Origin of the sequence: Sulfurimonas sp. SWIR-19, from assembly GCF_020410885.1 — a bacterium.
Classification (GTDB): Bacteria; Campylobacterota; Campylobacteria; order Campylobacterales; family Sulfurimonadaceae; genus Sulfurimonas; species Sulfurimonas sediminis.
Map to the genome: position 1 here is coordinate 1,503,391 of NZ_CP084578.1, position 23,751 is coordinate 1,527,141.

The 23,751-nt window shown below is 36.1% G+C and carries 24 protein-coding genes, 1 tRNA gene and 2 pseudogenes; 8 read left to right on the forward strand and 19 right to left on the reverse strand.

All coding sequences use genetic code 11. The features are described from left to right. Positions 1 to 66: 66 nt before the first annotated feature. Together LCX93_RS07790 and LCX93_RS07795 are read left to right on the forward strand one after the other, a co-directional pair. Positions 67 to 1,464, forward strand: coding sequence for an HlyD family efflux transporter periplasmic adaptor subunit (locus tag LCX93_RS07790; RefSeq protein ID WP_226065656.1), 1,398 nt, complete (start codon positions 67 to 69; stop codon positions 1,462 to 1,464). A gap of 6 nt (positions 1,465 to 1,470) precedes the next feature. Next, positions 1,471 to 4,152 carry a glycosyltransferase gene (locus LCX93_RS07795; protein ID WP_226065658.1) on the forward strand — a complete coding sequence of 894 codons (2,682 nt, stop codon included), beginning with the start codon at positions 1,471 to 1,473 and terminating at the stop codon, positions 4,150 to 4,152. Here LCX93_RS07795 and LCX93_RS07800 read toward each other — a convergent pair. Continuing rightward, entirely contained in the window at positions 4,123 to 6,114 is a 1,992-nt protein-coding gene (locus LCX93_RS07800) for a TolC family protein (protein ID WP_226065660.1), read from the reverse strand. The genes LCX93_RS07795 and LCX93_RS07800 overlap by 30 nt on opposite strands. 299 nt (positions 6,115 to 6,413) lie before the next feature. On the opposite strand from LCX93_RS07800, the gene LCX93_RS07805 reads away from it, so the two are divergent. Then, on the forward strand, positions 6,414 to 6,935 hold the full coding sequence (locus LCX93_RS07805; protein ID WP_226065663.1) for a hypothetical protein: 522 nt from the start codon (positions 6,414 to 6,416) through the stop codon (positions 6,933 to 6,935). Between the two features lie 566 nt (positions 6,936 to 7,501). Here LCX93_RS07805 and LCX93_RS07810 read toward each other — a convergent pair. From LCX93_RS07810 to LCX93_RS07825, 4 genes are all read right to left on the reverse strand, one after another. After that, positions 7,502 to 7,864 carry a HepT-like ribonuclease domain-containing protein gene (locus LCX93_RS07810; protein ID WP_226065665.1) on the reverse strand — a complete coding sequence of 121 codons (363 nt, stop codon included), beginning with the start codon at positions 7,862 to 7,864 and terminating at the stop codon, positions 7,502 to 7,504. Further along, a complete protein-coding gene (locus LCX93_RS07815; protein WP_226065667.1) occupies positions 7,857 to 8,159 on the reverse strand; it encodes a nucleotidyltransferase family protein in 303 nt (100 codons plus the stop codon). The genes LCX93_RS07810 and LCX93_RS07815 overlap by 8 nt, the downstream gene beginning before the upstream one ends. A 109-nt stretch (positions 8,160 to 8,268) precedes the next feature. Beyond that, positions 8,269 to 8,847, reverse strand: a complete 579-nt coding sequence (locus LCX93_RS07820) for a Tle-like phospholipase domain-containing protein (protein ID WP_226065669.1) — start codon at positions 8,845 to 8,847, stop codon at positions 8,269 to 8,271. Between the two features lies 1 nt (position 8,848). Then, positions 8,849 to 9,460, reverse strand: a complete 612-nt coding sequence (locus LCX93_RS07825) for a hypothetical protein (protein WP_226065671.1) — start codon at positions 9,458 to 9,460, stop codon at positions 8,849 to 8,851. A gap of 103 nt (positions 9,461 to 9,563) precedes the next feature. Between LCX93_RS07825 and istA the strand changes: the two genes are divergently transcribed. Together istA and istB (LCX93_RS07835) are read left to right on the forward strand one after the other, a co-directional pair. Continuing rightward, entirely contained in the window at positions 9,564 to 10,670 is a 1,107-nt protein-coding gene (istA, locus tag LCX93_RS07830; RefSeq protein WP_226065673.1) for an IS21 family transposase, read from the forward strand. Further along, positions 10,661 to 11,370: pseudogene (istB, locus tag LCX93_RS07835) on the forward strand (IS21-like element helper ATPase IstB). The gene istA and the pseudogene istB (LCX93_RS07835) overlap by 10 nt, the downstream one beginning before the upstream one ends. Positions 11,371 to 11,387: 17 nt before the next feature. Here the strand turns inward: istB (LCX93_RS07835) and istB (LCX93_RS07840) are convergent. Beyond that, entirely contained in the window at positions 11,388 to 12,140 is a 753-nt protein-coding gene (istB, locus tag LCX93_RS07840) for an IS21-like element helper ATPase IstB (RefSeq protein WP_226065210.1), read from the reverse strand. A 125-nt stretch (positions 12,141 to 12,265) separates the two neighbouring features. Then, complete coding sequence (locus LCX93_RS07845) at positions 12,266 to 12,544, reverse strand: hypothetical protein (RefSeq protein WP_226065675.1); 279 nt, start codon at positions 12,542 to 12,544, stop codon at positions 12,266 to 12,268. A gap of 164 nt (positions 12,545 to 12,708) precedes the next feature. Here LCX93_RS07845 and LCX93_RS07850 point away from each other — a divergent pair, with 164 nt between their 5' ends. Continuing rightward, positions 12,709 to 12,933 (forward strand): hypothetical protein, encoded by a 225-nt coding sequence (locus LCX93_RS07850; protein ID WP_226065677.1) that lies wholly within the window; start codon positions 12,709 to 12,711, stop codon positions 12,931 to 12,933. 131 nt (positions 12,934 to 13,064) lie between these two features. Here LCX93_RS07850 and LCX93_RS07855 read toward each other — a convergent pair whose 3' ends face one another. Beyond that, a complete protein-coding gene (locus LCX93_RS07855) occupies positions 13,065 to 13,400 on the reverse strand; it encodes a hypothetical protein (protein ID WP_226065679.1) in 336 nt (111 codons plus the stop codon). A gap of 14 nt (positions 13,401 to 13,414) precedes the next feature. Then, positions 13,415 to 13,720, reverse strand: a complete 306-nt coding sequence (locus tag LCX93_RS07860) for a hypothetical protein (RefSeq protein WP_226065681.1) — start codon at positions 13,718 to 13,720, stop codon at positions 13,415 to 13,417. Positions 13,721 to 13,885: 165 nt separating this feature from the next. Here LCX93_RS07860 and LCX93_RS07865 point away from each other — a divergent pair. Next, positions 13,886 to 14,119, forward strand: a pseudogene (locus LCX93_RS07865) (ATP-binding protein); the annotation flags it as partial. 262 nt (positions 14,120 to 14,381) lie between these two features. Here LCX93_RS07865 and LCX93_RS07870 read toward each other — a convergent pair. Next, positions 14,382 to 14,582 carry a hypothetical protein gene (locus tag LCX93_RS07870; protein ID WP_226065683.1) on the reverse strand — a complete coding sequence of 67 codons (201 nt, stop codon included), beginning with the start codon at positions 14,580 to 14,582 and terminating at the stop codon, positions 14,382 to 14,384. Positions 14,583 to 14,740: 158 nt separating this feature from the next. Here LCX93_RS07870 and LCX93_RS12715 point away from each other — a divergent pair, with 158 nt between their 5' ends. Further along, complete coding sequence (locus tag LCX93_RS12715) at positions 14,741 to 14,923, forward strand: helix-turn-helix transcriptional regulator (protein ID WP_226065685.1); 183 nt, start codon at positions 14,741 to 14,743, stop codon at positions 14,921 to 14,923. Here LCX93_RS12715 and LCX93_RS07880 read toward each other — a convergent pair. The 9 genes from LCX93_RS07880 to LCX93_RS07920 form a co-directional block, all read right to left on the reverse strand. After that, on the reverse strand, positions 14,918 to 15,898 hold the full coding sequence (locus tag LCX93_RS07880; RefSeq protein WP_502988729.1) for a tyrosine-type recombinase/integrase: 981 nt from the start codon (positions 15,896 to 15,898) through the stop codon (positions 14,918 to 14,920). The two genes, LCX93_RS12715 and LCX93_RS07880, sit on opposite strands and share 6 nt — an antisense overlap. Continuing rightward, on the reverse strand, positions 15,862 to 16,110 hold the full coding sequence (locus LCX93_RS07885) for an Arm DNA-binding domain-containing protein (protein ID WP_226065689.1): 249 nt from the start codon (positions 16,108 to 16,110) through the stop codon (positions 15,862 to 15,864). The genes LCX93_RS07880 and LCX93_RS07885 overlap by 37 nt, the downstream gene beginning before the upstream one ends. 173 nt (positions 16,111 to 16,283) lie before the next feature. Next, a tRNA-Ser gene (locus tag LCX93_RS07890) sits at positions 16,284 to 16,373 on the reverse strand. Between the two features lie 43 nt (positions 16,374 to 16,416). Next, a complete protein-coding gene (gene pyrF / locus LCX93_RS07895; RefSeq protein ID WP_226065691.1) occupies positions 16,417 to 17,100 on the reverse strand; it encodes an orotidine-5'-phosphate decarboxylase in 684 nt (227 codons plus the stop codon). Positions 17,101 to 17,176: 76 nt separating this feature from the next. Further along, entirely contained in the window at positions 17,177 to 19,141 is a 1,965-nt protein-coding gene (gene acs, locus LCX93_RS07900) for an acetate--CoA ligase (RefSeq protein ID WP_226065693.1), read from the reverse strand. Further along, the gene (locus tag LCX93_RS07905; RefSeq protein ID WP_226065695.1) at positions 19,110 to 19,754 is read right to left on the reverse strand and encodes a 3'-5' exonuclease; all 645 of its coding nucleotides are present in this window, start codon (positions 19,752 to 19,754) and stop codon (positions 19,110 to 19,112) included. Before LCX93_RS07905 ends, acs begins: the two co-directional genes overlap by 32 nt. Beyond that, positions 19,754 to 21,568: a putative nucleotidyltransferase substrate binding domain-containing protein gene (locus LCX93_RS07910; protein ID WP_226065697.1), complete on the reverse strand. Its 1,815-nt coding sequence runs from the start codon at positions 21,566 to 21,568 to the stop codon at positions 19,754 to 19,756. The genes LCX93_RS07905 and LCX93_RS07910 overlap by 1 nt, the downstream gene beginning before the upstream one ends. Positions 21,569 to 21,571: 3 nt before the next feature. Beyond that, entirely contained in the window at positions 21,572 to 23,239 is a 1,668-nt protein-coding gene (locus LCX93_RS07915) for a cation acetate symporter (RefSeq protein WP_226065699.1), read from the reverse strand. Continuing rightward, a complete protein-coding gene (locus tag LCX93_RS07920) occupies positions 23,232 to 23,555 on the reverse strand; it encodes a DUF485 domain-containing protein (protein WP_226065701.1) in 324 nt (107 codons plus the stop codon). Before LCX93_RS07920 ends, LCX93_RS07915 begins: the two co-directional genes overlap by 8 nt. Positions 23,556 to 23,751 lie beyond the last annotated feature (196 nt).

A 23,751-nucleotide genomic window follows, 5' to 3' on the forward strand; every position in this document is an offset into this window, starting at 1 on the left:
GGTTATAATACCATAATTTATTTTGTAACAAAAATTTATTTTATAATAAAGGTTAAATGCTTAAATATGGCTACTATTGAACCCAATCAAATGCGCCGTGCGCATAGAGTAACAGTACCACTTACCATTGTTATAAATAAAAAAGCGTACAAAACAAAAGACTGGTCTATGACCGGTGCAGGCATCGAAGGATTTGCACCTGACATGGAGATTGGCGAAACAATTGATGCTTCTATTGTCCTTGCAATGAAGAATGCAAAACTTGAAATTCCTGTAAAATTAAAACTCAAAGTAAAGGGGAAAGAGTCAAGTGGTTTTGAGTTTATAGAGTTAAGCGAGCAGAACAAAGGTGTTTTACGTAAATTTTTAGAACTTTCCATAGAGGGAAGACTGGATCAAACCGATGCTTTGCTCAGTATCTATCATGAGCCTATCATAGACACTCCTATCACCGAATCAATTGTACTCAGTGATGCCGAAGAAAGTACTTTAAAACAAGCTTTTCAAAAAAGAGCCAAACTTTACATACAGTTGGGTATTGCTTTTTTTATTCTTATCCTGCTGACGATTTACTATAACACATCTTATGTATATCGTTCTATAGGAACCGTTACAGGTAATTTTGTGAAGGTCTCTCCTGCCATAAGCGGAAAACTGAAATATATCAATGTTCATGTGGGAGAAATAGTGCATCCAAAAGATTTACTCTTTGAACTGGATGATAAAATGATTTTAAATCAACTCGACATTATAGAAGAAAAGATTGCTGACACCAAATCTCTATCAGGTTCAAAAACAACTTCAACCACCATTGTGTCACCTAACAAACAACTTGTGCATTTACTTAAAAAGCAACTTGACAAAGAGTATAAAAACTATTTGAATGCACAAATGCTATACCGTGACAGACTTATCACCTACTCCGACTTTCAGGTAATTGCAACACGATATGAAAACACTCAGATAAAATACTATCAGGCTAAAAAATCTTCTGCAAAAAAAACAGTAACACAATCAACAAATACAAATATATTCAGCTTCCTCACAGAGCTTAAACTACGCCGCGAAGAACTTATAAACAAACTGAACTATTTACATGTATTTAGTGAAGTTCGAGGTCGTATTTATGCTATTAAAAGTAAAATAGGCAACTTTGTAAACTCAAGTGACAATGTTATGGTTATAGAAACTCCCACCGACTCTTTTGTTGTGTGTAAAGTAAATCAGGCAGAAGCATTAGGTATTCACAAAAATATGGAAGTTAAAATTTATGCACCAAGTACCAATACAACGTATGATGCCTATGTCCAAACAGTCGGAAATCTGGCACTAAACATAGAGTCAGAGATAACAAGTGAGGTGAGTCTGAAAGAAGTGACTGTAAAAATTATGTTCAAAAACACAAAAGTCAGACTCCCATTAAATGAGAGGGTTAAAGTTTGGTTTTACAGACCTCTCTTTTAAAATATTATGGCACTTTCCGGAAAAAGATATGGCAGAAAAGATGCACTTAAAACTCTTATAGAACCATTCATGGTTTTTTTCTTTATCGCATCCTTGCTTTTATATACCATCTCACCTTATTTTTACTATATAAAAAATGAAGTATTTATTGTACTGGGGGCATTTGCCCTGTGGCGATATGGCTGGTTAATACTTAACTTTCTTCGTGCTCTTATTTATGCAAAAATAGCTTATCCCAAACTCAAAAAAAAGATTGCACGCCTTGAAAGTAAAGACAGGTATCCAGATCATATCTATTTTTCCATACCCTCTTATAAAGAAGAAAACTGGGTAAGTGTTGAGACTTTCAGATCTATTATGAATGAACTCGCTGACATTCCTTCAAGTGCCACTGTGATAGTCTCAACTTCAGGGGATCCACATGAAGATTCCATCATCTACCAAACATGTAAATCTCATCCTGCTTTTGAGAAAGTCGAGCTTGTTTTTCAACACCAAAAAGAGGGAAAAAGAATAGCCATGGGACACTCCCTCCGTGCTATTGCCAGAAGATATCATAAAAAATCTTCGGATTACAACAGTGTGACTCTTTTTATGGATGGCGACAGTTATCTTGAAAAAGGATTTTTAAGAAAAATACTTCCCCATTTTGCGATTGAAAAAAAGTTAGGTGCGCTTACAACAAACGAAGTTGCCTATATCCGCACTAATTCCAATTTATATAAAGATTGGTTTAACTTAAAGTTTGGACAGCGTCATATTCTTTTTCAGTCCCATTCTCTATCAAAGAAAGTTTTAACACTTACTGGAAGATTTTCAGCATACCGAACAGATATTGTCATTCAAGACAAGTTTATAAAACGTTTAGAAAATGATGTAATTACTACAGTACTGAGTGGAAAATTTAGATTTTTAATGGGAGATGATAAAACTACATGGTTTAACCTTTTAGAAGCAGGCTGGGATATGCGCTATATCCCGGATGCCTTATGTTATTCACTGGAGAGCAGAGATGCAAATTTCTTTGAGCTTAGCCGTTCTCTTCCATACAGATGGTATGGAAACACCTTGAGAAATTCAGACAGAGCACTTGCGTTAGGTCCAAAACGTATTAAAAGTTTTTTTATCTGGTGGGCCATTTTAGATCAAAGAATATCAATGTGGACGTCACTTGTAGGAATTACAGGTTCGATTATTTTGGGTGTTACTATTAGTTACCTTTACTTTTTCTTTTACATTGTCTGGATTTTATATGTGCGTATTTTTCACATGAGTATTATCGCATATAATGGTCATCCTGTTTCGGTACGGACAATTCCTTTAATGCTTTACAGCCAATGGATCGGTTCTTTGGTAAAAATAAAAGCACTTTTTCACATCTCCGATCAAAGCTGGTCTAAAGGAAAAGAAACACAAAAAAACAATGCAAGTATTGCAAAAGTAGACCATCCACTTTTTGACTTCATGCCAAAATACCTGATGACACTCTCTTATGCACTTTTTTTGTTTTTGTTACTCCTCACATACAAAGCAATTGCTTTACCCGATTTTGATGTATTAAAAAATGAACCGCCTGTTCATCAAAAGAGTCTTGTCTATTATGCAAAAGATTATGGCGTAGTTGCAGATGACGGGATTGATGATGCTCGTGCACTCAACCGGTTGATTCAAAAGGTTCCTGACGAAAGTATCATCTATCTTCCAGAAGGTGCTTTGGATCTTATGTCTCCTGTTATTATTCATCGTTCAAATCTCAGTATTGAAGGAGTTTCTGAACAAAAAACACATTTTTATTCTCATCTTCAAACAAAAGATATTGCAGCCATCAGAGTTGAAGGTAAAATCCTCAACAGAATCGGTTTTTTAACACGGGATACTAAATATGCGGACAGTGTCATCACAGCACATTTTACTAATAAAAAAATACCTTACTGGATTAAAATAACACAGCCCAATGATACTCATTTTTTAAATAGCTTACACTCTAAAGTATGGAATAAAAAATACCCTTATCTAAGACAGGAAATTACATCCATAAATTCCGTACATAACAAGATCGTTTTTCTCAACAATGCATTAAGCACACCTTTCCAAGCAAATAAAGCACAAATATATGCACTAAAAATGATTGAAAATATAAAACTGAAAAATTTCAGTATCTCTCAAATAGTTCCAGGAAAAAATATACAGAGCGTTTCTGCAGTTTATAAAAATATGTTTCCTGAATATCAAGTAAATTTAATTGATTTTATGTATGTTGCCCACTCATATGTAGAGAATATCTCTCTCATAAATGCAGGACGGCATCCTCTTTCTTTTGAAAATGTTTTTGAATCTACCGCTCAAAATCTCTATATTAATGGAGCCTGGAACAAGGGGAAAAAAGGAAACGGTTATGTGAAGTTTTCACGAACATTCAGTTCCAGACTGCAAAATGCAACTATTAAAGGGGTCCGCCACTTAACCATACAATGGTCAAGTGCAAATAATATTTTCAGTGACTTAAAAATGTATGTGGATATCAATCTTCACGGAGGATATACCCATAACAACAGTATAAAAAACATTCGCTTCTTTATTCCTAAGACGCATAAATGGAAAGGTATAGTACATACACCTGATGATGCCCGATGGGCTCCTCCTGATGGTCCGAACAACTTAATCTCTGATATACAATATTTCTTCTAAAGACCGGGAATGAACCAGATAGAGCAGTTTAACAATATTTTTATAAATATTTATACGTTCTTTTTGCACATTGAAATAAAGATTTAAGTATTGACGAATGGCCTTTTGTTTTGTTTTATAATTAATCTTTGTATAAGAAGAAAAACCAGACTCTAAAATCACATTCAACTCATCAACATACCTCTTGATATCCATCATCTCTTCTTGTGAAAAATGTATTTTGTTTTGTCCGTCTTTTATATTTTGCAACAACTCTTCCAATAAATCTTTTTCTTTGCTGAATGTATAGTGTGCTTTTTGGCTCCGTAAACTGTTTTCTATTTTTTGCAGTCTATTTTTTTCAACACTATTATCATAAAGAGGGATTTTAGCATCAACTCCAAATAGTGTCTGCTTTTGCGAAGCATACAGTTTCCTCTCTCCCACGTAAAAGTTCACCTTCAATCTATCTGCCCACTCATTTGTAAAAGAACTACTCTTTTGCTGAAGAATATTTGTCTCTTTAATATCCAGGCTGTTACGCATCAACATTGCCAAAAGTTTATCTGAATCTACAAATTCTGCTTTTTCTATGTTGTTGAGCAAAAACCATACATTTGCTGGTATTTTCAGCAATATTTTTTGATTATATACATAAAGAGTATTTTGTATTTTTCTCAATACTAACTGATACTTTCTATACTCATATTTTGTTATATAGCCTAGTTCTACTTTTTTTCTTGCATCATTTAAAAAATTTTCAACAAACCTTAAATTTAATAATAGATTTGACACAACCACACTGTTTCTATATTTATCTATCTTTGAAAATTCCTTATCCTGATGAAGGGAGTAGATAGTTTTAATCATCTGAAATACTTTTAATTTGCCTGCAACCGTTTGCTTTGTTTTTCTCTTTTTTTGTTCAAAATACCCCTCTTTAAACAAATCATACTCTAAACGTGTATCATAAGCCACATCACTGTTACGTGTGTCATAGGCTGTATTAAACTTAAGATAAAGTCCATTAAAATAATTATTGCCAGCCTTATTATTATAAGTAGCAATACTGTTCTCTAAAAGATCTTCATTACTTGCAACAGTTCGACTCTTATAGGATTTGATATCTTGACTGATATAACCCATATGGTCAAGGTGAAAAATAGTTACAACTTCATCTTCTTTATAAGATATTTTTTGTTTTTCATATTTTCTCTCTTGAGAAATCAAATAACTGTTATTGTGTTTAGACATGCTTGTTTTTACTGCTTCTTTTTTTTGCACTTTCCGCTTAGGATAGATTATACGCAAGTTTTCAGAGTCAGAATTAACAACATCTGTTTCATTCATCTTGTTGATACTACTCTTTGATGGTACTTTTCTATAAAATTTATCTTCATTTAAATCTGTACTGCACCGAAGTGCCATAGTTTGAGGAAATTCTTCTTTTAGGGCATCTGCTACAGTTTGTGCACTCTTTAAAGAAGCAAACTTCCCACTGTATATAAGAAACCTTTGATTATCCGTTTTTGTTTTTGTATCTGGAAAATGTGTCAAGATATAGTTGATTTTATTTTTTTCTTTATTTTTTTCAGATAAAGGTATGTCTAGAATTTTTAGACAGTATGGTTTAAAAAAAACTCTCTCATTATCCCTCTTGTGGCTTATTTTGCTTTGTAAAAGTTGCATGCCTCTTCTATATTCTTGTGCTTCTTTACATGATGCAACTTTAGCATTTTTATATTTTGTATTGAGAAGTTTTAAAATATTTTTTGCATTATCATATTTAGTAAATTTACCACTGTAAATATATACTTTATTATTTTTAATTTTAAATGACGGATATGCTATGTCTTCTAAAACTTTCTCTATTTGTTTTTCATTTTTTTCATTTAAATAAAATTCATCTACATATATACAATAACTTTGAGCAAAAACATTACTGTAAAAAAACAGACATAAAAACAATAGCTTTTTTTTCAACTTGCATCCTCTAAATATTTTAAAACGATTATCTGACAATTATACTATAAAATAATATTTATATGCTATAATCTTGCCTAAAAGTATAGGGGTTTTTATGCGCTATCTGATAATTTTATTGACTTTTGTTATTTCTCTAAGTGCAAATTACTGCATTCAAGTGATGACAACAAACCTGTCCGATAAAAGAAGCATCTTAAATGAAGCATCACGTTCCGCATATCGTTCCTTTCAAGATTTACGTGTAGAGCGTAGAGGAAATTACTACGTTTTAAGAGTTGGAAACTATCGACATTATAATGACTCACAACAAGATCTCTACGATTTACGAAATATTAGAAGAGATGCTTATGTTAGAACATGTGATTTTGACCCTCGGGAAGCTATCTATCTGGGCAATAGCAAATTTAGATCTTCTGAACCTTCATACAGCTCTGAACCTTCATATAATAGTTATCAAAGGAATCCGGAAAGAGCATCATCTTACAATAGAAACAATAGCTACAGATCCTCACAATCTCGTGAAGCTTCATACAACAGAAGCAACAATTACAGATCTTCACAGACAAGAAGGACATCGTACAATAGAAATGACGACTACAGATCCTTTCAAGAGAGAGAACCTTCATATTCAAAAAGAAGAGCATACGATAGAAACAATGATTATGGTTATGCTAAGCCACAAAAGATTTCAAGAGAAAGAAATCCTGAAAAATTATCAAATGACTGTGAAAAGTGTTTTGTACCCCGCTATAAAGATGAACTCTATGATTTTTAAAAAATCCCAAGTAAATAACATTCATATAAGTTTCAACTACTAGAAAAGAATCATCGCCTATTATCGCAAGAACTGTCTTTAATCTATTTTCCAAGCTGTTTATGCGGCAGTTTACCTAGTAACTGTTTTTTAGTTTTTAGTGTAAAATTTCAGAGTTCGTTTGACACCACCCGTAAGGGTGCTTACAGATAATGGTATTTACTCCACCGTTATATTAAAATGTGCAACTTTCCCAGCTTCTTGGTCATGCAAACACACAAATGGTTTTTGATGTTTATGTAAATTATATTGACAGATTTAATGATAAATTTGACAGAAGTATTGAAATATATGTGTAACGGGGTAGGATAAGAAAAAATCACTTTTTCAAAAATGTGCTTGAAAGTCCGTAAAATAGGGGTTTCTGGTGGAGAGGAGGGATTTAAATCAATACATATTCTCCCTATATATAGGCGTTTTCAAAGATACTATTTCATATACTACCGTTATTAATACCGTAAAAAACTTTTAACCCTAAATCACTTGTACGCACCTGTACGGGAGTAGTGCTATCGCTATAAACCCCTAAAATAGGACTTGTACGACTTGTATCACTTGTACGGGCTACTTTTATAATTTGCTTTCTTTTTTTAACAGTTCTAAAACTATTTTTTTAAGTACAGGTATATTATATCTGATAACATCCTCTATGATATGATCATCTGTACTGTCATAATCATGTGCTATATAGTTTCGCACTGCATTTATCCCTCTTAAATCATCGGAATCAAACTGTTCTAAAATTTTAAAAGCATTATCATCTTTAAGTTTATTAAACTGTTCAGCAATTCTTACAATATTCATACGAATTGCAGGTTTTATCAGTCTATTTTCTATTGCTTTGGTAATCTTTAACTCATCTGTTGTGGTGATATATTCTATATCTTCTATAGCTTGAAAAATTGTTTGAAGTCTGTGTGATGCCTTAGACATAAAGCAACCTGTCAAAGAGTTTTTTATTTTCATCTGGCACTAAATCAACTCTTGTTTTAAACCTATCTGCAAGTTCATTTTTTATAGTATCAAGGCGAAGTAACTTTGAAAAGCCATCTTTATATTTTTTAGAAAATTTTTCATAATCCATTTTATAGGCTATATCAATATCACTAAATTGATGTTGTTTGTCTTGGGCATAACTCCCAAACAATCCAACTAAAATAATACCTTCTTTTTCATATAAAGGCTTTATATTTTTTAACTCTTGAATAATAATGTTTTTATTAACCATTTATAAAACCTCACTCATATATTTGAAATATTATAACATACAAGAGATAAGAACAGTTAGCTATTATATTTTTTTTAAAAAAGAAAACATTATAGAGATACATACTTCTTCACTGTAACATATGAGACATTTGCAGTTTTCGCGATGCTGCCAAAAGATCTAGAAGAAGATTTGGAATAATGGGTGTTGAGGGCATAAGCAGTAGTCTATCTACTCCGTAAGGGTTAAAGGCATATCCTGGTATTTGATAGACTGCTCCTACTGCTTGCGTGAGGATAGCTCCTAAAGAGTGTCCTGTCAAAGTTAAGTTAGCAGTTGTGACATTATAGCCTTTATTCTTTGTATTTAAGATAGTATCTACCCACGCTTTTGCTGCATCAAACTCATAGCTGTGGTTTTGTAAACCTATGATGACATCATCTGCTATATCGAATTTCTCTTGTGTTCCTCTAAAGGCTATGACATATTTGCCTGTACTTGTGTCTTGGAGTAATAAAGCATTGAAGCCTTGGTTGGAAGCTGGGGTGTGGTCTAGGACTTTGTAGGTGGTGCCTCTAATAAACTTTACAATCTTATTACCACTAGTATCGTAGTCATCTTTGAAATAATCCACTATTGATTTATTGTTATTATAAACCTCTTCAGAAATAATCCCCATTGTAGTAATTGTATTTGCATTTGCTTCCATTTTATTTTTCTCCTTTTATGTATTTGTTGTATAAGTAATTGTTTAAACCAACTTTGTGCTTTCTTGATCCATAAAATCCTATATAATCAAAGCCTTTTCCATCATAATATAGATAACTCACTCCACACATCGGTTCCTGCCAATAATATACATTTCCCAAAGCTACATCAGGCAATAGCTTGTAATAAAACCTCATATACCTTCTATTATAAGCGATTACTTTGCTTGTATTGTTCTCTATGACTTTTGTCTCATCTGAGTAGAGAAACTTTCTTGCAAAAGAGTTAAGTGGTATTTCGTTAAAAGTTACTGTGTAGTTTGTTTTTGGCATGGATTGTTTTGTGAAGATTTTTTGCGTTTTCAAGACGATTTGTACATATTTTTTTATTCCTTTCGTGTACCATTCACTTTCACTAAACTCTTTTTTGAGGCTTTTGAGTATGGGTTTGTCTAAATGATAAACATATACATGCTTATTATCAGGTGCATTGAGTGCCATTGTCTGAAGATGTATGCCGTCAAGATAGTTTTCTATCATCAACTCTCTGTCTTCTTTGCTAAATCCAGGTGTCAAACGAACTGCTAAAATTGGCACTAAAGTAAATGAGTTCAAAGTTACTTTTTAAACATAAACCTTAAAAAATCAAATTAATTTTGATAGACTCTCTTGCATCTTTTTTGAAAGGGGTCAAGTGTTAGATAAAAGGCAGGTTCGTATGATCAAAAAATTTTTAGAAGAGGGCTTAAACAAGACGGAGGTGGCAAGACGACTAGGGATTAGTCGTGAGACAGTTCGTAAATATTCCAAGCTTCCAGATGGATATGTTCCAATTATTAACAGAACACCTGTGGAAAATATTGTAGATCCTTTTCTCCCAGATATTGCAAAGATGTTAGAGACTGCAAAAGAAGAAGAGTCTTATATTCCAACAACTGTTATTTATGCAGAGATACAAAAGCGAGGGTATAAAGGAAGCTTGCGTTGGCTTCAGCAGGTGATGCAGAAATATGAATTGCGTGAGCGTATAAAAAATGATGAGAAACTTATCCGCTTTGAAACAGAGCCAGCCAAACAGATGCAAGTTGATTGGGTCGAGTTTCCCAAAGAGAAGCTCTCTGCTTTTGTGGCTACAATGGGATACTCAAGAGCATCATATGTTGAGTATGTCGATAATGAGAAGATAGAGACACTGCTTGCATGCCATATGAATGCATTTAGATACTTCGGAGGCGTTCCACTAGAGTGTCTATACGATAATATGCGCACAGTCATTATTAAACGCAATGTATATGGAAGAGGCAAACACAAACTCAACCCTCTCTTTAAAGACTTTGCAAAGCACTGTGGATTTACAATAAGAGTGTGTAGACCATATCGTCCAAAGACGAAAGGAAAAGTTGAAAGGTTTAATCACTATTTTCGATATAGTTTTCCCAATGCCCTTAAAGTGCATCTTGCTATGATGTATTATGAACTAAATCTTGAAAATGCAAATGCAGAGGTTTTAAAATGGCTTGAGAATGTTGCCAACATAAGGATACATCAAACAACATTGCAAAGACCATTTGACTTACTTGCAGAGGAGCAACCCCACTTGCTTTGTCTGCCTAAACCTTATGGTGGCATCCATCCAAAGGTTATCATCAAAAGTGTAGCAAAAAAAGAATCATACTTCAATAGAGACAATTGTAAAATTGACTCTTTGTATATTCCAAATAGAGATATGCAAACCTATGACGATTTAATACCAGCGGCAATGTTTCTATCACTCTTACCGGCATTGACAACACCAATGCAAATAGGAGGTGCACTATGGCATTAGAAACCAAGATCCTCTCATTATGCAAATCATTGAAACTCTCTACAATAGCAGAGGAGTTTCATACTGTTGCTGCAACTGCAGCAAAGGAAGAGTGGCAGTATGTACAATTTTTACAAGAGCTGTTGCAGCGGGAATATAACAACAGAATGGATAGAAGTAAAAGCACCTTGACAAAGCTTGCAGGATTTCCTGCAATAAAAACACTTGAGCAGTTTGACTACACTTTCTCAGTTGGTGTCAATCGTAAACAAATAGAGGAGCTCTCTACAAACGAAATGAAAATATTATTCTTCTTGGTCAGTGTGGCGTAGGTAAAACACATCTTGCTATTGCTTTGGCATATAAAGCGGTACAACACAGATACAAAGCAAAATTCACTACTATCTCTGAGCTTTTACATAACGCCACAAAAGCAAAAAAAGAGCGTAAATATGATGCTTTTTTAAAATCGGTTACAAACCCATCTGTACTTGTCATCGATGAAATTGGCTATTTCAATATGAACAAGGAGGAAGCTAATCACTTTTTTCAGATTATCTCTAAACGCTATGAGAGAGGTTCAACTATTCTTACATCCAATCTTGTCTTTAGTAAATGGACACAGATATTTGCTGCATATGACGGAGCATCCGGACACCCAACGCGTTTCAAATCGGACACCAAGAAAGAGAATATTTTCTGTAACGCCATTCTAGCATAAAGTGTCCGAATGATTTTTTAATATTCGTCAGTTTTGATGCTCGATTTGAGTTTTCGCATCGATGGACCACTCAGTTCTATTCTATGGGAGGAGTGAACAATTCTGTCTAAAATTGCATCTGCAATGGTGTTGTTGTTGAGATAGTTATACCACTCACTTACAGGAAGCTGTGAAGTGATAATTGTAGAATTAATCTGTGTTCTGTCCTCTATGATCTCAAAGAGATTCGTTGCATCATCTTCACCCATAGGTATCACACCGAAGTCATCAAGAATCAGCAGTTTAAATCTTGAATACTTTTTAAGCAGATTAGTATAAGTTCCATCCAACCTTGCAATTTTTATCTCCTCAAGTAATGAAGGAGTTCTTACATAGTAGGCTTTGTACCCATCAAATATAGCCTTATTGGCAAACGCTTGAGCGAGATAGCTCTTTCCAGTCCCAGTTTTACCGGTAATGATGATGTTCTGTCTGGCATCGATGAAGTTGAGTGAAGATAATGACCTAATCTGTGCTTTGTTGATCCCTCTTTGTGGTGTATAGTCTATAGCATCGAGTGCTGCTTGCTTGTCTTTGATTTTTGAGAGTCTGTGATTCATGATAATGCGTTTATTGCGTAAAAATATATCCTGCGCATCAAGAAGCTGATAGAGTCTTTCGCTAAACCCCATAGAATCGTAGTTGATATCCTCCATCTGTTGCATATATGCCTCTTTAAAGCCCTTATAGCCAAGTTCTGTCAGTTTGTTGACAACGGTAGTGTGATTCATTCTTTTGTCCTTGTTTTTTTTTGTTGTTTGATTGTTATTTCTATTTGTACTCATCCGCACCGCGGATATTGGAGTGGTTGTTAAAGAGTGCGTACTGTGATGATGGTTGCACATTATTGGCACTGTCACTCAGATAGAGCTTTTATCGAGTATCGATCTGATCGACTTGTGGTTGTGGTGTTATGCTTTGTAGCATACATCAGCGCCAACTCCAGCTCTGTGTTACCATAGAGTTTTGCCAACGATAAGATGGCTACTATTTTATTATACGCCTGTGGTGGATACTCCATCGATGCAAATATATCCTCCACAAACACACTGCTGAATTCACCTATCTTTTTTGCCCAAGAGCGCAGTCTTTGTGGATTCATACTCTCGTTTACATACTGATGTTTACTTGGCATATGTTCATGCAGTGTCGAGCACTCACCGACTCTTCGCAGCGGTGGATGTGTAGCGATGAGCCTGTTCTTGTGGTAGATTAGACACTCTGTGTGGAGTATCGTACCTCACCTCTTCTTTGATATATTTGTAAGGTACGGAGTAGTTGCATTTCTCAAGGCTTATTATGGTAATCCTGATGCACTTTTGCAATCTTGAACTGTTTATAGACATAGCTGTTTGCAGACAGTGGATTGAGATAGGGTGCATCGAGCTCATTAAAGAGCTCTGTTCTACTCTTTTGGAGATGTTTTATAATCTTGTTGTGTATCTATCGAGCAACTCCGCTATAGCTTCGTTGAGCTCATCGACACTGAAAAACTTATGGTGGCGAAAGCGTGCGAGAATGTAGCGTTGAATCGCTTGGACACCCTGTTCTGCTTTTGGTTTGTCTTTGGCTTTCTTGGGCGTGCGGGATTTACTATGACGCCATAGTGGCGATTGAGGTCTGCATAGCTCTCATTGACGACGATACCGTTTTTATTATTGGAGATGATGGCACTTTTTGAGATTATCGGGAACTGCCACTCTTGGCACTCCACCAAAGAACCCATAACACTTGACATGGGAGTAGATGAAGTCCTCCTGTCTTTGACTTGGGGTAGCGTGAACGAAGGTGTATCCACTTGCACCAAGTACGGCTATGAATATCTGTGCATACTCCACTTCACCGGTTCTTTGATTGTGTATTGGCATAGTAACACCGCTGTAGTCTACAAACATCTTCTCACCCGCAAGATGTGTCTGGCGCATGGAGGGTTTGAGTTTTTTGACGAAGCGGCGGTAGTACACGCGAAACTGGGTGTACTGATACCCCATCCGGATTATCCTCTTTATACTCTTCCCACAACAGATAGAGTGTCCACTTTGGTTTTTTTACGTAGTTTGAGCTCTTGGTGGATATAGTTGAAGTTTGGCATCGCTTTGCGTGAGACGACGACACTGGCTACATCGGGGAAAAACTGTAGTTTGAGTGCATCATCATCTAAAACATCAATCTGTTCTATTGACAATCCAAGCTCTTTAAACCGTTTGATATAATCTGCAACGGTACTTTTGGCTACTCCTGTAGCGTCATGTATCTTTCTGATTGACAAGCCCATACTATGGTACTTTACAATATCACGAACTGATCTCATGGATATAATCCTCATTTTCAACACCCTTGTAAATAAATTTACAAAGAGTGTATTTGAATTTAGAAAATATCTCTTTCTTAAACGAATCTTTGTTGACGCTTTTTTAGTAAAAGTGTCCGAATCATTTCCGTCATCACTGTCCGATTTAAAACCGTCACAGGTGTCCGAACTAAAACGTTATGGGTGTCCGATTTGGTGCGTTTTTTGCAATTTGCCGGAGATAAAGTGGTCACTACTGCAATTCTTGACAGACTCTTGCATCATTCACATATCATCAATATACAAGGAGACAGCTATAGACTAAAAGAGAAAAAAGAACAGGGAATTTTAAATTCAGATATTTATAAGATTGAAGATAAATCTTTAGTTCAATCCAAGAAAAAAACCGAGGTGGTTTAAGTTTCAAATTGTAACTTTTTTTTACTTTTTAGTGCAAAATTTTAGAGTTCGTTTGACACCAGGATATACATTATCTTCCCAGTAAATACTTATGGGGTACTCTACTTTTTTGCCTATGTATGTTTTTGGGTTGGGTGCTGTGTTGCAATAGTAGGTGCTGAGTATATTTGTTATGATGATGTCGTAGGTTAAAAAGAGCATAAAGCCCATACTAATTATAACGCTAAAGTAGAATCCGAATTTGCTTTCACTTATCTCCATCTTACGCAACCTTTTTAAAAATATCTATCATTATATCTTGTTTGTTTAGGTTTTCATAATTATTGGTGATTAAATTATAATATGGGTCATCATAGATAGGCACCTCTATAGTTTGGATGAGGAGTCGGTTATAGGTTGCTGTTGTGGAGTTACTGAGTAAAGATTGTACTTTAGAAGTAAGTGCTGCATCTTCGTTTGACACCCGTACAAGTGATACAAGTCGTACAAGTCCTATTTTAGGGGTTTGTAGCGATAGTACTACTCCCGTACAAGTGCGTACAAGTGGTTATAATATTAATCATAACTTAAGTGAACAGCATTTTGAAATGCCGACTTTATAAAATTGAAAGGGATAAAAAAATGAAAACTAAAATTGATAGAATTTTGAAGCTAAAAGAGGTGATTGCGGCTACTGGCTTGAGTCGATCAACCATATATAATTACATGTCGCTAAATCAATTTCCCAAGTCGATCCAATTAACGCCACGCCGGATTGGGTGGCGGGAGAGCGATATTATTAATTATCTAAACTCTAAATCATAATTTTAAATTGTCCAGGTAATCGCTCCACCATTTATTGAGTCCTATCCGCTCATCTATATACTGTGCCTTGTTATACACCTGCTGCACACTGTTGCCCACACTGTGGGCTAATTGCATCTCTATTATATCGCTACTATAACCATGCATTCGTATATTTTCATGTAATATTGTGCTCGCCGTATGTCTAAAACCATGCGCTGTGATGTCAAAACCTAGTCTTTTGAGTCCATAATTTAGTGTATTTTCGCTCAATGGTTGGACATTTGAATTCGGGGATGGAAACACATACTTACTCACTCCATAGCTTATCTGTTTCATATTATTTATGTATTTAATCACGGTATCGCTAAGTGGCACCATATGCTCTTTTTTCCCTTTCATTTTTTCGGCTGGTATGGTCCATATTTTTTTGTTAAAATCAATCTCACCCCACTCCATAAACCTTATATTTGCTGGTCGCACATACAGATACGGCATGATACACAGGGCATTCCTGGTAGCATAATCACCTTGATAACCTTCCATTAGTTTCAATAGTTCTGCTAATTCATTTGGATCCGTGATATGCTTAAAATTCTGTACTTTTACACTTCTAAAAGCCAGTTTTTTATCTAAATCAGCCATTATGTTTCTTTCTGTATAGCCTTGCATCACAGCATACTTAAACACCCGCTCAACCACGCTAAAAGTCTTTTTAGCACTTACATTCGCACCTCTTTGATCAATCCGCTGTAATGTTTTTAACATCTCTAAAGTTTCAATTTCACTTATATCCTGATCCTGGTGAAATGGAAATATATCTTTAGTTAATTTTTGCATACAATCATCTACATAGTTCTTACTTAGATCTTCTCTTTTTTTAAAATACTCTTCAGCAACAGATTGAAATGTTTTTTTACTTTCTGCTTTTTTTCTATCTAAGGGGTTAATATTATTTCTTATTTTCTTTTTTTCTTTTTTATATCCTCTCTTAATGCTCTTGCCTCTCTTAGACTTACATCTGGATAGTTTCCGAGTCCTAAACTATTTCTCTTTTTTAAAAAAGAAAAATCAATTACCCATCTCTTTTTACCGTTTTTATTGATCAATAGATATAAGCCGCCACCATCAAATAGCTTATAGGGCTTATCTTTTGGTTTTGCTTTCTTAATTTCTGTATCTGTAAGTGGTTTTGTAATTCGTGCCATCTTGTAATCCTTATTACGGTAGTGTTTTTTAAAAGTAAAATATACCGTAAATACTACCGTAAAAAGATTAAGATTTTGATGAATAGTAATGTATCTATTTGGACGATAAATGTAGTAAAAGTTCGTATTTTAGGGAGTTTTTAGACTTCACAAGAGGTTTTAAAATCTTTAAATGGTGGACGAGGAGAGATTCGAACTCTCGGTACCGTTGCCAGTACGCATCCTTAGCAGGGATGTGGTTTCAGCCACTCACCCACTCGTCCTTTTGAAGAGTGAGATTATAGTCATTATTTCATAATATTTAGCTTAAATCTGTGCCAATATTTTTGCAACGACGGCAGCAGGCTCTTTTGCCTGATAAATCGGACGACCAACTACTATAAAATCTACGAGTGCTTCTTTGGCATAGGCAACATCGGCGACTCTTTTTTGATCGCCTGCATCTTCGCCAAAAGGACGAATTCCCGGAGTAAGTGTCATAAACTCTTTACATGTAAGCTCTTTGATAGCCTTGCTCTCATACGCCGAACAGACAACACCGTCAAGTCCGCTCTCCATTGCATCTTTTGCAAACTGATTTGCTTTTGTTGCTATATCCGCTTCATAAATGGCTTGAAATTCCTCTTCACTAAACGATGTCAAAGCCGTTACCGCCAAGACCAACGGACGATTGTCATACTTTTTCAGTCTTTGCATCACGGTACTCATGGCCCGTTTTCCTGCACTTGCATGGACATTAAACATATCAACACCAAGTCCCATAATAGACTCAGCGGCATCTGCCATGGTATTTGGAATATCATAAAGTTTTAAATCTAAAAATATTTTAAAATCGGGGTTGATTTGTTTAATGGCCTGCAAAAATGCTTCGCCGTCACGAATGTAGGTACGCAGTCCGACTTTGAGCCAGACATCATACTCTTTTATTTTTTCAATTAAAGCGAGATTTTCTTCTTTTGTAGGTAAGTCAAGGGCAACACATAATTCCATAAACAACTCTTTTTTATGGAATTATAGCATGAAAACATAAAGCCCAGACTGAAGTCTGGGTTCCGGAAAAGTCTTATTACTTGGACTTTACCATTGCTTCAATTTTGGCAACGATACTTGGATCTTCCAGGGTTGAAATATCCTGAGTAATTGCCTCGCCTTTAGCGATAGAGCGTAAAATACGACGCATAATCTTTCCACTTCTTGTTTTTGGAAGTCCAGGTGCAAAAACCATATCATCACAAACAGCAATGTTTCCTATCTCTTTTTTAATAATATTGTTAATGATTTTTGCCTCCTCAACCTCATCTGCCACGCCTTTGTCATCTTTTAAAACGATGTAGGCAAAAATACCCTCACCTTTGAGTTCATGTGGTTTTCCGACAACGGCTACCTCAGCAACATTTGGATGTTTTTTGATAGCTGCTTCTACTTCAGCTGTACCCATTCGGTGTCCGCTGACATTGATAACATCATCAGTACGTCCCGTAATCGTGATATAACCGTCCTCATCATACACAGCACCGTCACCTGTAAAATAGACAGGTTTACCGTCTTTTTGCACATCACCAAAATAAGATTTTATAAATCTTTCTTCATCTCCCCAAACACCGCGAATCATCGAAGGCCAAGGACGTGTAACACACATATAACCACCCTCTCCGACTTCAACTTTCTCACCGGTTGCCGGGTCGAGTATCTCTGCCATTATTCCAGGAAGAGGAAATGTTGCACATCCCGGTTTGATATGAGTAGCACCCGGAAGCGGAGAGACTATATGTCCGCCTGTTTCTGTCTGCCAATAAGTATCAACGATAGCACATTTACTTCCGCCAACCTCTTCATAATACCATTTCCACGCAGGAGGATCAATAGGCTCTCCAACAGTTCCAAGCACTTTCAAACTGCTCAAATCATACTTAGCCGGTTCATCTTCACCCATTTTATGCAATACACGAATCGCAGTAGGCGCAGTATAGAACTGGTTGATTTTATACTCTTCTACCATTTTCCACGGACGACCCGCATCAGGATAGGTCGGCACACCTTCAAACATAACTGTTGTTGCACCCATTGCAAGCGGACCGTAAACAATATAGGTATGTCCCGTAATCCAGCCGATATCCGCAGTACACCAGTAGGTATCGTTTTCTTTGACATCAAACACCCATTCCATTGTCATCTGTGCCCACAGTATATATCCCGCAGAGTTATGCTGCACACCTTTTGGTTTTCCTGTTGAACCTGATGTATAGAGCAAGAAGAGCGGGTCTTCACTGTCCATAACTTCCGCTTTACATGTAACGTCTTGCATTTTGATCAATTCGTTATAAGAGTAGTCACGCCCTTCAACCCATCGTATATCTTCATTGTTTCTCTCAACAACGAGTACTTTTTCTACCGGCCCACCTTCTGCCAAAGCTGCATCTACTACCGGTTTTAACATATATGGCTTGTCTTTTCTGTAAGCGCCATCAGCAGTGATCACAACTTTTGCATCCGCATCTTCAATTCTGTCTTTGAGTGCTTCTGCAGAAAACCCGCCAAATACTATAGAATGAATGGCACCGATTCTGGCACAGGCAAGCATCGCATAGGCAGCTTCGGGAATCATCGGCATATAGATGACAACTCTATCCCCTTTTTTGACACCAAATTCATTTTTTAACAGATTGGCAAAACGGTTTACATTGTAATAAAGTTCCAAATAGGTAATGATTTGCTTGTCTCCACGGTCACCTTCAAAAATAATCGCAGCTTTATTCTTGCGTTTGTCTAAATGACGGTCTATACATTGTTCTGAAACATTTAACTTTCCGCCTTCAAACCATTTGACAAAAGGGTAATTCGATTCATCCATTACTTTTGTAAACGGCTCTTTCCAGCTCAGCTTTTCTTTGGCAAATCTGCCCCAGAACCCTTCATAATCTTGCATCGCTTCTTCTTGCAAATCATGATATTCACACATATTTTTGATTCTTGCAGTTTTTGCAAACTCTTTGTTTGGTTTAAAAATCGGTTTTTTTTCTATTTCTGACATTTATTTTCTCCTGTGTTAGTTTTAAGTAAATCATTGCTGTCATAATGGCATCATTTACAGCATTATGCACACCCATCTGAGGGATATTACAGTTTTTCAAGATTGTATCAAAACGCAAATCAATATTAGCTTGCGGTATCATTGCAATTGTTTTATCAAAATATATTTCAGAAACTTCAACCATTTTGTTTGGCAAAGTGATTCCAAGTACCGGCTTTATATATTTGTTTATCATCGCAACATCAAACTCAAGATAGTACCCCACCAAAGTGGCACCTTTGATATAATTCAAAAACTCTTTAATTCCTTCCAAGGGTTCTTTTGCATTCTCCAAGTCACATGGACGAATTCCATGTATTGTTATACTTTTTGCATCAATTGCTCCAAAGTTTTTCAAATAAACTTCAAAAGTTTGTGATGTCAGTATTTTATTATTTTTAATCTTAACTGCACCTATAGAGAGTATTTCATCTTCTTTTGGGTTGAGGCCCGTGGTTTCAGTGTCAAAAACCACAATTTCATCATTTTGTTCAAAAAGAGAAGAAAAAGATTTATCTTTGAGTTTTGATAAATTTCTCTTTTTTTTCATCTGTTCAAACATGGAAAAAAGCATTACGAAACCATTTCCAAATGAAAATGAAAACTAATAAACTTTTTCAGTTTATCTACCACTTTAAAACTGTCTTTGAGTAAATCCCGGCTTGTTTTGTCCAAATCTTTTGGATTTATATAATTGATATCTTTTTGATCCTTTGCATACAGCATTGTTTTGAGTCTCACAGACAACAGAGTATCAAAACTTTCTATGAGTTCTGTCGCAAAAACTTTATCAAAAACACCTCGGTTGTTCAACTCTTTGATACGTTCGATTGTATTGTTTTTTTTGATTTTATTCTCCAGTGCCAGACATCTTATGCCGTGAACAATTGCAAATATACCGCCTTTTTTCAAATCCAGTTTGTTTTCATGCTCTTTGTCAAGCTTAAAACCGCTAAAAAGAGAAATGGGTGTTTCAAAAAAAAGCGTTGCTTTTGCAAGATGGGCTAAAACATCATCTCTCTTCTCAAAACGCGTAAACAGATGTTCTTTTGCCGCATTCTCTAAAGTACAATCACCCGCAACACACTTTGCATCTAAAAATATACTCAAATTTTGTAAACTGTTGCCTGCAAAACTTGCTATCCAGTTATCTATTTCATTTTTAAAGTCCCCTAAATTACGACGCCAGTACGCATTAGAGACCATAACATTGCCCTCACACTTGACAAACCCTATTTCTAAGAGCGCCCTGTTGAGTTTATGCATAGGCTCTACAAAAAGTTCTGTATCCATATCATCGGCAATGATCAGAGCATTGTCCTGATCAGTTTTGAGTATCTGTTCCTCTCTGCCCTCAGAACCCATTATGACAAGGGCACATTTCTCCTGCAGAGATTCATCAACATACATCGAAAAAACTTTTGCATATATTTTCTGGTTGAGTGTTGCAACAAGTTTGCTGATATAACGTACTTTTACACCATTGGAATCAAGTGTTGTTACAAGATTTTTTAATCCGTTTTGAACCTCTTTTAAATCATCAACGTTTTGTGCTTTGTCTATTTGCACAGAAATCAGGTAAGAATGGTTTGCAAAATAACTCAACAAATCCAACTGCTCTAATATTCCGACAATTTCATCACCCTCTTTTACAACCAGGCGCTTAATCGCATTGTGCGTCATAAGTACCAAAGCATTAAATAAAAAGTCACTCTTCTCAATAGTAATAATATTTTTAGATGCTATATGCACAATGGCATCACTCACATCATATTTACCCATCAAAACCTTCTCTCTCAAGTCCGTATCCGTAACTATACCGTAGCTGTTTTCATCCCTTACGAGAATACATGTAGCCTTAATCTTTTTCATCTCTTTTAAAGCATCTGCTATTGTTGTATCTTGTGCAACAATACAAACAGCATGAAGATAAATATCTTTTACCTGAGATACCAAAAAAGGAGTTAATTGATTCTGCTGTGAATACTCTTTTAAATGTTGATGACGTGTAATAAAATCTTGTAAAAAATACTCTTGTATGCGTTTGTTTTGTAGCAATTCCAAAAAGTCATCTTTTTGAATCTCATAGCAAATCAAATCTTCACTGACAACAAACCTGTTCTGTGTTGTTCCGTAAATCAAAGCATCCGCATCAAAACTGTCCCCTTCACCGTAAACAGTATGCAGTGTATCATCAATATACTCTGACACATATCCTTTTATGATGATATAAAAAGCAACAGACGGAAGATTTTTGCTGATGAGCAGCGTCTCTTTAGGGTAGTATGCAATGTCGATTTTTTGCATCAGCTTACTCAGTTCCTCTGAACTGAGTAAGCCAAAAGGGTGAATAGACTCAATAAGTTTTTTTTGGTCTAAGATGCTCATAGTCTAATGCTCGGATGCACCCTCGGCACCAATACCTGTCTGACTTCTGATGTATTGTGCTTCAAAAGCCTCCATCTCTTGTGCTGCAGCCTCTGATTTGTCAGTTACTGAGAAAAACCAGATACCGACAAAGGCAACAGTCACAGAAAAGAGTGCCGGGTATTTATACGGAAAAATCGCTTCGGCATTGCCAAAAATCTGTACCCAGACAATCGGACCGAGGATGACAAGCATGACAGCTGTAGCCAGCCCCAAGGTTCCTCCGATGACAGCACCACGCGTTGTAAGTTTTTTCCAGTACATGGAGAGTAAAAGTACAGGAAAGTTGGCAGAGGCTGCTATTGCGAACGCAAGTCCGACAACAAAAGCGATATTTTGCTTTTCAAATGCTATTCCCATAATAATGGCAACTATACCCAGTACAACAGTGGCGATTTTTGACACTTTCATCTCTTTGAGCCCGTCAACTTCACCTTTTTTATACACAGAAGCATATAAATCATGTGATATTGCAGAAGCACCGGCCAGTGTCAGCCCTGAAACAACGGCCAAAATTGTTGCAAATGCCACAGCAGAGATAAATCCAAGGAAAAAGTCACCGCCAACAGCATGAGACAAATGGATTGCAGCCATGTTGTTCCCGCCGAGAATTGGAAATCCACCGCTTATGGCCTGTTTTGCCAGATCCAGATACTGAGGGTTTTTATACACCATCACAATCGCACCAAAACCGATGATGAATGTCAGTATATAAAAATAGCCGATAAAACCTGTCGCATAAAAGACTGATTTACGGGCCTCTTTCGCATTGCCTACTGTAAAAAACCGCATCAGGATATGCGGCAGACCCGCTGTACCAAACATCAGCGCAATTGCCAGAGATATTGCAGAAACAGGGTCTGAAACAAGTCCGCCCGGAGACATGATCTCTACACCTTTTAACTCTGTTGCATGAGCAAACAATGCTCCAAAGCTGAAATCATAATGTGCCATTACGGCAATAGCCATAAAAGTAGCCCCTGAAAGCAGTAAGAATGCTTTAATTATCTGTACCCAGGTTGTTGCAAGCATCCCGCCAAAAGTTACATAAAGAATCATTAAAACACCAACCAGAATAACCGCTACTTCATACTGCAGACCAAACAAAAGCTGTATCAGTTTTCCTGATCCCACCATTTGGGCAATAAGATAAAGAATCACTGTGGCAACAGAACCAAATGCAGCCAGTATACGAATAGGTTTTTGGCGCAATCTGTACGAAGCCACATCTGCAAAAGTATATTTTCCAAGATTTCTCAAAGGTTCCGCAATAATAAAAAGAATAATCGGCCAGCCGACCAAAAAGCCAATAGAATAGATAAGCCCGTCATACCCTTTGAGATAAACAAGCCCGGAAATTCCCAAAAAGGATGCCGCAGACATATAATCACCTGCTATAGCCATACCGTTTTGCAGTCCTGTAATGCCACCGCCTGCTGTGTAGAAATCTTTCGCAGATTTTGTTCTTTTGGCTGCCCAGTATGTGATACCCAGAGTTGCACCGACAAAAATAACAAACATAACAATTGCCGGAACATTAAGCGGCTGTTTTTGAATCTCACCGTTGATAGTTCCAGAAGCAAATACCGCAATACTGCCAAAAATTAAAAATAAAAATATTCTGTTAAACATCTAAGCGATCCTTTAATTTGTTTTTTACTTTGTTTGCCAGGTCATCAAACTGACCGTTGGCTCTTTTTGTATATATACCTGTCAGTATAAAAGCAAAAACGATTACAGCCATTCCAATGGGGATGCCTATTGTTGTTACGGTTTTACTCGAGAGAGGTACAGCCAGTGCCGAAGGGTCAAAAGCTATTGTCAGTATAAATGCAAAATAGACTACAAGCATCGCTACAGTTAATTTCAGAGCAAATCCCTGTCTTGTTTTTACAAGCTTTTGATAATCAGGATCTGCTTTTATCTGTTGTATCTGTTCTTTGGTCATAATTTTTCCTCGTATAATAAATTTATCAAGTCATTACATCCAAGGGAGTAGTGGTTTGATAATTGTTTTTTAGTTTTTGATAAAGTCGTTTTTGTGTTTGTCAAATACTAAAACAACTTACAGTTAAAGAGTTGAATGACAGTCATTTTTCCTTATGAGGTTTTATGCCACTATCTAAGAAAGCATACTGCGTTTA

Bases quoted from the DNA above. Each gene is read 5' to 3' on its own strand.
- LCX93_RS07790 (WP_226065656.1), top strand. From the start codon at position 67: ATGGCTACTATTGAACCCAATCAAATGCGCCGTGCGCATAGAGTAACA.
- LCX93_RS07795 (WP_226065658.1), top strand. From the start codon at position 1,471: ATGGCACTTTCCGGAAAAAGATATGGCAGAAAAGATGCACTTAAAACT.
- LCX93_RS07805 (WP_226065663.1), top strand. From the start codon at position 6,414: ATGACTCACAACAAGATCTCTACGATTTACGAAATATTAGAAGAGATG.
- LCX93_RS07810 (WP_226065665.1), bottom strand. From the start codon at position 7,864: ATGTCTAAGGCATCACACAGACTTCAAACAATTTTTCAAGCTATAGAA.
- LCX93_RS07815 (WP_226065667.1), bottom strand. From the start codon at position 8,159: ATGGTTAATAAAAACATTATTATTCAAGAGTTAAAAAATATAAAGCCT.
- LCX93_RS07820 (WP_226065669.1), bottom strand. From the start codon at position 8,847: ATGGAAGCAAATGCAAATACAATTACTACAATGGGGATTATTTCTGAA.
- istA (WP_226065673.1), top strand. From the start codon at position 9,564: ATGATCAAAAAATTTTTAGAAGAGGGCTTAAACAAGACGGAGGTGGCA.
- istB (WP_226065210.1), bottom strand. From the start codon at position 12,140: ATGAATCACACTACCGTTGTCAACAAACTGACAGAACTTGGCTATAAG.
- LCX93_RS07845 (WP_226065675.1), bottom strand. From the start codon at position 12,544: ATGCCAAGTAAACATCAGTATGTAAACGAGAGTATGAATCCACAAAGA.
- LCX93_RS07850 (WP_226065677.1), top strand. From the start codon at position 12,709: ATGGTAATCCTGATGCACTTTTGCAATCTTGAACTGTTTATAGACATA.
- LCX93_RS07855 (WP_226065679.1), bottom strand. From the start codon at position 13,400: ATGGGGTATCAGTACACCCAGTTTCGCGTGTACTACCGCCGCTTCGTC.
- LCX93_RS07860 (WP_226065681.1), bottom strand. From the start codon at position 13,720: ATGAGATCAGTTCGTGATATTGTAAAGTACCATAGTATGGGCTTGTCA.
- LCX93_RS12715 (WP_226065685.1), top strand. From the start codon at position 14,741: ATGAAAACTAAAATTGATAGAATTTTGAAGCTAAAAGAGGTGATTGCG.
- LCX93_RS07885 (WP_226065689.1), bottom strand. From the start codon at position 16,110: ATGGCACGAATTACAAAACCACTTACAGATACAGAAATTAAGAAAGCA.
- pyrF (WP_226065691.1), bottom strand. From the start codon at position 17,100: ATGGAATTATGTGTTGCCCTTGACTTACCTACAAAAGAAGAAAATCTC.
- acs (WP_226065693.1), bottom strand. From the start codon at position 19,141: ATGTCAGAAATAGAAAAAAAACCGATTTTTAAACCAAACAAAGAGTTT.
- LCX93_RS07905 (WP_226065695.1), bottom strand. From the start codon at position 19,754: ATGCTTTTTTCCATGTTTGAACAGATGAAAAAAAAGAGAAATTTATCA.
- LCX93_RS07910 (WP_226065697.1), bottom strand. From the start codon at position 21,568: ATGAGCATCTTAGACCAAAAAAAACTTATTGAGTCTATTCACCCTTTT.
- LCX93_RS07915 (WP_226065699.1), bottom strand. From the start codon at position 23,239: ATGTTTAACAGAATATTTTTATTTTTAATTTTTGGCAGTATTGCGGTA.
- LCX93_RS07920 (WP_226065701.1), bottom strand. From the start codon at position 23,555: ATGACCAAAGAACAGATACAACAGATAAAAGCAGATCCTGATTATCAA.